We start from the raw sequence: 9288 nt of genomic DNA, 5'->3' as shown, positions 1-9288 counted from the left end.
CCAGCACGGCAAGAATCATCGCGAGGCGGGAACTGTCCCAGCCGACCACGGCGCGGCGCGGCGTGCCGAGCGAGGTCGCCGCGACCAGCGCCTGGACCTCGACCAGTATGGGGCGGGTGCCTTCGATGCCGGCAAAAACCGCAGCGCCTGGCGATTTTTCGTTGCGTTCCCCTAGAAACAGTTCCGATGGATTGGACACTTCCCTGAGGCCGCGATCCGACATTTCGAAGACGCCGATCTCATCGGTCGGCCCGAAGCGGTTCTTGACGGTGCGAAGAATACGGTAATGGTGGCCGCGGTCTCCCTCGAAATAAAGCACGGCATCGACCATATGCTCCACCACGCGCGGCCCCGCGATCTGCCCTTCCTTGGTAACATGGCCCACAAGCACCATGGTCGCACCCGTCTGCTTGGCGAAGCGGATCATCGCCTGCACGCCGGTGCGCACCTGCGTCACCGTGCCGGGAGCGGAATCGGCCGTATCGCTCCACAGGGTCTGGATCGAATCGATGATGACGAGATCGGGCCGCTTGCCCTCGGAGATCGTGGCCAGAATGTCCTCGACATTCGTTTCCGCCGCCAGCAGCACATCGGTGTCCGCAGCGCCGAGACGTTGCGCCCGCAAGCGCACCTGCGCCACCGCCTCTTCGCCCGAGACATAGATGATGCGATGGCCGCGCCGCGAAAGGGCGGCCGCCGCCTGCATGAGGAGCGTCGATTTGCCGATGCCCGGGTCGCCGCCGATCAGGACGGCTGAGCCTCGCACGAAACCGCCGCCGGTCGCCCGGTCGAGCTCGCTGATGCCGGTCGGGATGCGCGGCGCCTCCTCGATTTCACCTGAAAGTGAGGTGAGCGTGACAGGCCGGCCCTTCTTGGGCGCCTTGCCCGGCCCGGAGCCGATGCCGCCCATCGGGTCCTCTTCGACGATGGTATTCCATTCGCCGCAGCCTTCGCATTTTCCCGCCCAGCGGTTATGCACCGTGCCACAGTTCTGGCACACGAATTGAGTCTTGGCTTTGGCCATGTTTTGTCAGTTTTCTTCTTGTTTGAAATCGTCGGCGGAAATGTCTTGATGGCCATGCAGCACGCGCAGCACACACATCTTCTTGTCGTCGACGATGAAATAGATGCATCGATCACGATAGGGGAAAGCCCGCAAATTCGGCGCGAAGCTCCGAGGCACACCTGTTATCCCGTATCGCGCCAGCGAGATCATTTTGACGTTGATGTCTTCCAGAAAGCGCCTAGCAGCAACGAGATTGAATCGCGCGATATAATTATGATCGGCGAGAAGATCGTCCAGTGCCCGTGCGGTGACCACCAGACGCCTTCGCTTCATTCTGTTCCCCCGCGAGCTTTATGATATGTGCGGTTAAATCATCCGCCGTGGAAAATTCCATCACCCGGCCGGCTTCCACATCGTCCAGCCCTTCCTGGATCAGTCGCTGAAGCTCTACGAGCTTGCCTTCATTACTGCCGAGCAGGCGCAAACCGGCGGATACCACCGCGTCCGCATCCTTGAAAATACCAGCCGCCACCTGCTCTTCGATGAACTTCTCGTCCTGCTCGCTCAAATGGATTTCGGGCATTTCGATCTCCTTTTGTTCTCTTTTAGCACAGGTCGCGTTGGCTTTCCAAGAGCTAAAGGCGTCTCTCAGTCATCCGCCATCAGATATTGCCGCTCATACCGAAGGCCGAGTCCTGTCAGCATCTCGTAGCCGATCGTTCCCGCCGCGCGGGCGACCTCGTCTACGGGCACGTTTGGACCGAAAAGCTCGATGTAATCGCCGGCGCGAATGGCATTGCGGGGCACATCGGTGACGTCGAAAATGGTGAGATCCATCGTCACGCGGCCGGCCACCGGCACCCTGTGGCCGTTGACCACGCCGTAAGCGCCGCCATGGCCCATGTCGCGTAACGGGATGCCCGAACCGGACAGCGAGCGCTGATAACCATCCGCATAACCGACGGAAGCAATGGCAAGCCTGCTTGCGCGTTTCAGCAGGAAAGTCCCGCCATAACTGACGGTCTGGCCTTCGCCCGCCTCACGAATCTGGATGATGCGTGCCTCGGCCTTGGCGACGGCACGCATGGGATTGGGAACGTCGTTCACCGCTTCGCCGCCATAAAGTGCGATGCCGGGGCGGGTGAGGTCAAAATGATAATCGGGACCGAGAAAGATACCAGCGGAAGCCGAAAGGCTTGATTCAATACCTTCGAAAGCGGCGCTAACCTTTCGGAATGATTCAAGCTGTGCCCTGTTCATCGGCGCCGACGGCGTATCGCCGCAGGCGAGGTGGGACAGCACGAGAACCGGATCGAAGCTTGCCGGACGTGTCACGTCGTCGGCAAGGAAAAGCGCGTCGTCGAGCGGCAGGCCGAGCCGGTTGAAACCGGTGTCCACATGCAGCGCGCAGGGGTGATCGCCACGCTCGGCGACCGTCGCCATCCAGAAGGAGAGCTGTTCCTCGGAGGCGAGAACCGGCACCAGATCATTGTCGAAGACCTGCCGTTCCTGCCCCTGCCAGATGCCCGACAGCACGAAGATGCGTGCCTCCGGCGCATAGGAGCGCAGGGTGGCGCCCTCGGCGACCGTCGCCACGAAGAAATCACGCGCGCCCGCATGATAAAGGGTCGCACCGCAATCCTCGATGCCAAGGCCGTAAGCATCGGCCTTGACGACAGCCGCGGTCCGCGCCCTGCCGGAGCGCCTTTTCATGTCCCGCCAATTATCGGCGAGAGCACCGAGATCGACGGTGAGCCGCAGTGGCGCGTGCTCGAAGGCGTCTGTTTCGTGTTCGGGGAAGCTGTCTTCGAAGTCGTCTGTCATGCCATGCGTCCGGTTGATCTTGAACGGGTCGGGACCCTACAGCATCGGCGGACAAACCGTTACCGATTTTTGCAAGGCACCAGGCTTTGACCCAAGCTGTGATAAGGTCGATCACTTTTGTTCAAGACGGTCAGCGCGGAATGTTCTAAAATTTGCGCATGCATCATGTTTCGCAGGAACAGGCCCTTGATTTCATGCCCGTCGCCACGACAGAGACCACCCGGTTCTGGCGTGACAGACGTTTTGGCGGCATGGAGTGCCTGAGCGCTACGTTTCTAACACACGAATATTCGCCGCACGCGCACGACACGTTTTCGATCGGCGCGATCGAAAGCGGCTCGCAGATTTCCACGATTCAGGGAACCACCGAACAGACGGGGCCGGGAAACCTCTACCTCATCAACCCGGATGAGATTCACGACGGCGCCCCGGGTGGGGGCGGTTATCGCTACCGGATGATCTACCCGGATATAGAACTCTTGCGTGACATCATCGAGGATGTGACCGGGAGGACCTTTCACGGTACGCCCTCCTTCCCGAAATTTCTTCCCTATGATCCGCATATGGCAGCGGCCTTTCAGATGGCGCATCGTCGACTGGAAGCCATAACCGGGGCGCTGGAGGCGGACGAGGGCATGTTCTCCGTCCTTGCCGCCGTTTTCGGCAGGCATGGCAGCGCCATTATCCTGCCGGTCGAGACGCGTGAGAAAACGGCGGTTTACACCGCGCGCGACTATCTTTCCGACAATTACGAAACCGATATCGGCCTGGAGGAACTTGCTGCCATCGCAGGCCTCAGTCGCGCTCATCTCATCCGTGCCTTTCGCAAGGAATTCCATATCACCCCGCACGCTTTTCTGACGGATGTCCGCATCCGACGGGCGCGCCGGCTTCTACGCGCAGGCGAGATGCCAGCGGAGGTGGCGGCAATGTGTGGTTTTGCCGATCAGGCGCACTTTACCCGCCATTTCAAGGCTCGCACCGGCGTGACGCCGGGGCAGTTCAGGATGGGATGATATTTTTCCGGGACGCTTCCTCTTGCGACATCACTTTTGTTCAAGACCGAATACCAGCCTCGGCGTAATCCCCTTCGCCTGAAAGGGAGAATGCCATGTCGAAACCGCAAAAACGCGCCGAATTTATCGAAGGGTTGAGGGCCGCCTCGCCATTGCTGGTCGCCATGGTGCCGATCGGCGTGGTTTTTGGCGCCGCCGCCATCGGCAAGGGCCTGTCGCCGCTTGAGGCGTCCCTGATGTCGCTGCTTGTCTTTGCCGGCGGCTCACAGTTCGTCGCCATGGATCTGTGGACACATCCGGCAAGCTGGAGTGGGCTCGGATTTGCAGCATTGCTGGTCAATCTTCGCCACGTGCTGATGAGTGCTTCGATTGCGGGCAAGTTGGATGACTTCAAAGGCTGGAGAAAATACGCGGCCATGCTGGTGCTGACGGATGAATCCTGGGCTCTCGCAGAATTCCGCGTTATCACTGGCAAACTGAGCGCTGCCTTTTTTGCCGGCGCCGCCTTGTCCATCTATCTCGTGTGGAACCTCGCGACAGTGACGGGTGCGTTGCTCGGCTCCGTTGTCGGCGACATGTCGGTTATCGGCCTGGACTTTGCTTTTCCAGCAGTCTTCATCGTGTTGCTGATGGGCTTCTGGAAGGGCAGGGAGACCGGCCTTGTTCTGCTGGCCAGCGCCTCAGCCGCCTACCTCACCCATGCGTTGCTGCCCGGCGCCTGGTATATCGCGGCTGGTGCCGTCGCCGGGCTCGCCGTGGCCGCCTTTGCCCCTGGCCAAGAGATGGAACAGCCCGCATGACGCTCGATCCAAACACGTTCATCACCATCCTCGCAATGACGGCGGCAACCGTCGCGACACGCCTCGGCGGTCTGTTGCTGGTCAACCATTTCAACCTGACACCGCGCCTGAAAAAGGCGCTTGGCGTAGTGCCCCCAGCGGTCCTGATGGCCGTCGTCACGCCCACCGCATTCGCAAGCGGTCCTGCCGAAACCATGGCCTGCGCCATCACCGTTGTCGCCGCTCTACGCCTCAGCCTGCTGCCGGCGGCAGGATTGGGCATCCTCTCGGTGGCGCTGTTTCGCGGAATCGGTTTGTGAGGGAAATGGCGAAAGATGTTGAAAAGATTCGAGGTCCTCAATCGCGCAGACTTCGCGACGACCGCAAGATCTATTATGCCTGAAATACAATCTACAAATCGACCGCCTCAAAGCCCTTGAGGTGTCGATTTTGTATCGCTATGCACCTGCTTGATAGCTTTCAGTCGGCTCAGGCAGGGGAGAGTGACAGTGGTCAAGCAGCATATTGTGATTGGTCCGCTCTCCAGCATTTATGCTGAGGACCTTAGAACCTCGTGGCCATCGATATGTTTGCTGCTTGTTTCGATTCTCATCGGCGCGTCATTGAGTGCAGCTGCGCCCTATCTCTTTTCACGCCTCATCGATGATCTGCCTGACGATCCGAAGCAATGGATGCTCGGCTTTGCGCTTTACGCCATTTTGACAGCGCTGGCTTCGGGCCTCGAGCGCTCGACACAATATCTCACTGTCATCCACGCGGAACGTCTTGAGTTTGTTGCTTCGACCAGCTTCTTTGATCGCATCGTCCACAAACACCCGTCTTTTTTCAACGATCATAATCCGGTGGAGATACAATCCGCACAGGCGCGCGGCGCTTCGTCAGCCTCCACGCTCATGCAGATCGGTTTGATTTCTTTCATTCCCGGCATGGCGACATTTTTGCTGAGTATCCTACTGATGGGGGCCGTGCTGAGCGCCGATCTGGTGCTGATCGTCGTCGCCTATGGAGTCATATTCGTTGCCCTGACACTCGCATCCAATCGCCTGACAACGCCTTATCTCGAGCAAGCCATGGACGCCGGACAGGATAATGCCGGCTTCGTCGGCAACGCCATTTCCATGATCGAGCCTTTGCGACACACCGGCAGCAACGTCTGGATGAAACGTCGTTTTGCCGAGAGCGCCGGGCTGATCTACCGGAACTGGCGGCTTTATTCGCTCCGTCGGATCGGGTTTGTCTTGACTATTTCCCTGGCGCTGGGAATCCAGATTATCGTCGGTTTCTATCTTCTGCTGCCGCGATACCAGGCGGGCGCGCTGTCGATCGGCGACATCGTTCTTTTCAACACTCTGTTGTTGCAGCTCAACGTACCATTCGAACTCATCGGACATTCGATCTCCGAGACTGCCCGGGCGCTCGCTCAATTTGGGCCTTATGCGCAGATGTGGCACGCGCCCGACGAAGAGGTGTCGTCCGGGTCAAGCGCGCCTAGGGGTACGATGCGCACACTCAGGCTTGAAGGGGTCGGTTATCGTTACGCCAACGGTCGTGGTGTTGATGGCGTCTCTTTTACCGCCGCACCCGGTCGCTTGACCTTCATCACCGGTGAAACCGGATCGGGCAAATCGACCCTGTTCAAACTGCTGCAGAAGACGATGGCACCGCAGCAAGGCCGCATCACCGTCGACGACGCAGATCTTTCCACCATTTCTCGCGAAGACTGGTTCGCCGCCGCCGGCATCGTGCCCCAGGAGGTTCAGTTACTCAACGATACGCTGCGCAGTAATATTATTCTGGGTCGGGTGCCGGACGAAGAGAGATTGCGCCGCGCGGCCCAGCGCGCTGCCATTCTCACCCGCATCGAAGAAATGCCGGATGGATTCGACACCATCGTTGGTGAGAGAGGCTTGAAACTATCGGGTGGCGAACGCCAGCGTATAGCGATTGCGCGCGCGCTTTATGCGGAGCCGACGATCCTGCTTCTCGATGAGGCCAGTTCCGCGCTTGACGAGGAGACCGAACGCGAGATCATGGATCAGCTGCGCGTCGTCGACAGCGACGTGACGATAATTGCCATTACGCATCGCCAAAGCAGTATCCGCGAGGCGGATCAGGTGATCGTGTTGCCGGCCGGCCGCGATCCATCGACATCCGAGCCCCGCGCCGCAGGCGTTTGAAAAGATTCCAAGCCGCTGCGGCGCGGTTGCCTGACGGTAAAAATGCTTGGCGCACATCCGGAAGGGGCGCGTCGCACACCCTCAATTTGTCTGTTTTATCGAATGCCGCCCGCAAGTCGCCTGGCGACTTCAGTACAAAGACTTACGGCCGGGTCAACCTGAGCCCCATTCCCGTTCAATGCTCTTCATACTGGCTGAAGCTCGGATCGGCGAGGTCGGTGAAGCGGGTGAACTCGGACTGGAAGGCGAGTTTCACTGTGCCGGTCGGTCCGTGGCGCTGCTTGGCGATGATGACGTCGGCTGTGCCTTTGACCTTGTCGAACAGGGCCTCCCATTCGGCATATTTCGGGTCGGAGACATCGCGCGGCTCCATGTTCTTGACGTAATATTCCTCGCGGAACACAAAGAGCACCACGTCGGCGTCCTGCTCGATCGAGCCTGATTCACGCAGGTCGGAGAGCTGCGGGCGCTTGTCTTCGCGGCTTTCCACCGCACGGGAGAGCTGAGAGAGCGCGATGATCGGAACGTTGAGTTCCTTGCCCAGCGCCTTCAGGCCGGTGGTGATCTGGGTGATTTCCTGTACGCGGTTTTCACCGCTCTTGCCGGAGCCGGTCATCAGCTGAACGTAGTCGACCACGAGAACATCGAGGCCGCGTTGGCGCTTCAGGCGGCGGGCACGGGCGGAAAGCTGGGCAATCGAGATACCACCGGTCTGGTCGATGTAAAGCGGCACCTTCTGCATCATCTGGGAGCAGGCGACGAGCTTTTCGAAATCAGCCTCGGTAATGTCACCGCGGCGGATTTTCGAGGATGACACTTCCGTCTGCTCGGAAATGATACGGGTCGCCAGCTGTTCGGACGACATTTCGAGCGAGTAGAAGCCGACAACGCCGCCGTTCTTGGCCTTGTAAGAGCCGTCGGGCTGCACTTCCTGCTCGTAGGATGCAGCAATGTTATAGGCGATGTTGGTCGCGAGCGAGGTCTTGCCCATACCGGGACGACCCGCAAGAACGATAAGGTCGGAACGCTGCAACCCGCCCATCCGGGCATCGAGCGAGTGGATGCCGGTGGAGATGCCGGAGAGATTGCCGTCGCGTTCAAAGGCGGCACCCGCCATATCGATCGCCAGGGCAACGGCGTCGTTAAAGGACTGGAAGCCGCCGTCGTAACGGCCGGTTTCCGCCAGCTCGAACAGGCGGCGTTCCGTGTCTTCGATCTGCGCCTGCGGTGGCATGTCGAGCGGCGCGTCATAGGCGATGTTGACGACGTCTTCGCCGATCTGGATCAACGCACGGCGCAACGCGAGATCGTAGATAGCCCGGCCGTAATCTTCCGCATTGATGATGGAAACGGCTTCCGCTGCAAGACGGGCGAGGTACTGCGCCACCGTCAGGTCGCCGATCTTATCGTCGGCGGGAAGGAAAGTCTTGATGGTTACCGGATTGGCGGTCTTGCCCATGCGGATGATGTCGCCGGCCACCTCGAAGATCTTGCGATGCAGCGGCTCATAAAGGTGCACGGGCTTCAGGAAATCCGACACGCGGTAATAGGCGTCGTTGTTGACGAGGATGGCGCCCAGCAGCGCCTGCTCCGCTTCAATGTTGTTGGGCGCTTCGCGGTAATGCGGTTCCGCCGGTTTGTCGTTCATGGTTTGCGCGATCTCCCTTTGCCTTTTCTTACACCTCAGGCTTTGGCTTCCTGGGGCACTGCAGTCAATGATATTGTTGCAGAACTCTATGGCAGGCGGACGTCTGCCCCATGGCGCTCGATCACATCTTCACTTGTCCCCAGCAATCCACAGGGAGACGGGACAGGGGGCGGGAAAAATTCCCGGCAACGTGATTCGCTGCCATGAGTTTACCGCATGGCAGACCCGGCATGAAAGAAACTTGAAATTCATCAGGCATACGAATAAATAGGCAGAAAATAAGTAGTGTGCTAATTATAAGGCTTGCTGAAATGTCCCGCGAGACCGACAAGGAACAGCTTCTGGATGAAGTCTCCGCTTTCACCCGCAAACTGCGTGCGTTCTTCGACGCGCGGGTGGCGGAGAGCGGGCTGACGCTGGCACGGGCGCGCGCTCTCTTTGCGCTCTCGCGGCGCGGACCGCTGACACAGACGGAATTGGCCGAAGAAATGGAAATCGAAACACCGACGCTGGTGCGGGTGCTTGATGGAATGGAGAAGCAGAATCTGATCGAGCGTCGCTCGGACGAAAATGACCGCCGGGCAAAACGCATTCATATGACGGCCGAAGGTGAAAAGACCTCCGAGACTGTACAGGCGATGGCGAAATCGCTGCGTTCGGAAATCGCTGCCGACATTTCATCGCAGGATCTGGCGATGGCACTGGATGTCATGCGCCGCCTGTCGGCAAACCTGCACCAGCTTGCAACAGGGAGGGCGCAGCCATGAGCACCATCGTGTCGCAGAATGATGATGATGATGCGAGGCTCGAAAAAGCG

10 protein-coding genes are annotated in these 9288 nt (G+C 59.3%); 5 read left to right on the top strand and 5 right to left on the bottom strand.

Going from position 1 to position 9288, the window contains the following annotated elements:
• From radA to alr, 4 genes are all read right to left on the bottom strand, one after another.
• Nucleotides 1-1024 (bottom strand): DNA repair protein RadA (radA, locus tag ACUTJJ_RS23675; RefSeq protein ID WP_445543625.1); only part of this gene is annotated, 1024 nt, incomplete at its 3' end.
• A 6-nt stretch (nt 1025-1030) separates the two neighbouring features.
• A complete protein-coding gene (locus ACUTJJ_RS23670) occupies nt 1031-1321 on the bottom strand; it encodes a type II toxin-antitoxin system RelE/ParE family toxin (protein WP_445543624.1) in 291 nt (96 codons plus the stop codon).
• The gene (locus ACUTJJ_RS23665) at nt 1278-1589 is read right to left on the bottom strand and encodes a type II toxin-antitoxin system ParD family antitoxin (protein ID WP_144575003.1); all 312 of its coding nucleotides are present in this window, start codon (nt 1587-1589) and stop codon (nt 1278-1280) included. The genes ACUTJJ_RS23670 and ACUTJJ_RS23665 overlap by 44 nt, the downstream gene beginning before the upstream one ends.
• 65 nt (nt 1590-1654) lie before the next feature.
• On the bottom strand, nt 1655-2830 hold the full coding sequence (gene alr / locus ACUTJJ_RS23660; RefSeq protein ID WP_445543623.1) for an alanine racemase: 1176 nt from the start codon (nt 2828-2830) through the stop codon (nt 1655-1657).
• A 158-nt stretch (nt 2831-2988) separates the two neighbouring features.
• Here alr and ACUTJJ_RS23655 point away from each other — a divergent pair, with 158 nt between their 5' ends.
• From ACUTJJ_RS23655 to ACUTJJ_RS23640, 4 genes are all read left to right on the top strand, one after another.
• Entirely contained in the window at nt 2989-3846 is an 858-nt protein-coding gene (locus ACUTJJ_RS23655; protein ID WP_404493796.1) for an AraC family transcriptional regulator, read from the top strand.
• A 95-nt stretch (nt 3847-3941) separates the two neighbouring features.
• Nucleotides 3942-4646: an AzlC family ABC transporter permease gene (locus ACUTJJ_RS23650; protein WP_445543622.1), complete on the top strand. Its 705-nt coding sequence runs from the start codon at nt 3942-3944 to the stop codon at nt 4644-4646.
• Entirely contained in the window at nt 4643-4945 is a 303-nt protein-coding gene (locus ACUTJJ_RS23645; protein WP_445543621.1) for an AzlD family protein, read from the top strand. Before ACUTJJ_RS23650 ends, ACUTJJ_RS23645 begins: the two co-directional genes overlap by 4 nt.
• Nucleotides 4946-5128: 183 nt before the next feature.
• The gene (locus ACUTJJ_RS23640) at nt 5129-6823 is read left to right on the top strand and encodes an ABC transporter ATP-binding protein (protein WP_445543620.1); all 1695 of its coding nucleotides are present in this window, start codon (nt 5129-5131) and stop codon (nt 6821-6823) included.
• Nucleotides 6824-6998: 175 nt separating this feature from the next.
• Here ACUTJJ_RS23640 and ACUTJJ_RS23635 read toward each other — a convergent pair whose 3' ends face one another.
• Nucleotides 6999-8471, bottom strand: coding sequence for a replicative DNA helicase (locus ACUTJJ_RS23635; RefSeq protein WP_445543619.1), 1473 nt, complete (start codon nt 8469-8471; stop codon nt 6999-7001).
• 311 nt (nt 8472-8782) lie between these two features.
• On the opposite strand from ACUTJJ_RS23635, the gene ACUTJJ_RS23630 reads away from it, so the two are divergent.
• Nucleotides 8783-9238 (top strand): MarR family winged helix-turn-helix transcriptional regulator, encoded by a 456-nt coding sequence (locus ACUTJJ_RS23630; RefSeq protein WP_063951066.1) that lies wholly within the window; start codon nt 8783-8785, stop codon nt 9236-9238.
• Nucleotides 9239-9288 lie beyond the last annotated feature (50 nt).

The sequence above is a fragment of the Agrobacterium sp. DKPNP3 genome (assembly GCF_052686535.1).
This window is presented reverse-complemented; position numbering and strand designations above follow the sequence as displayed.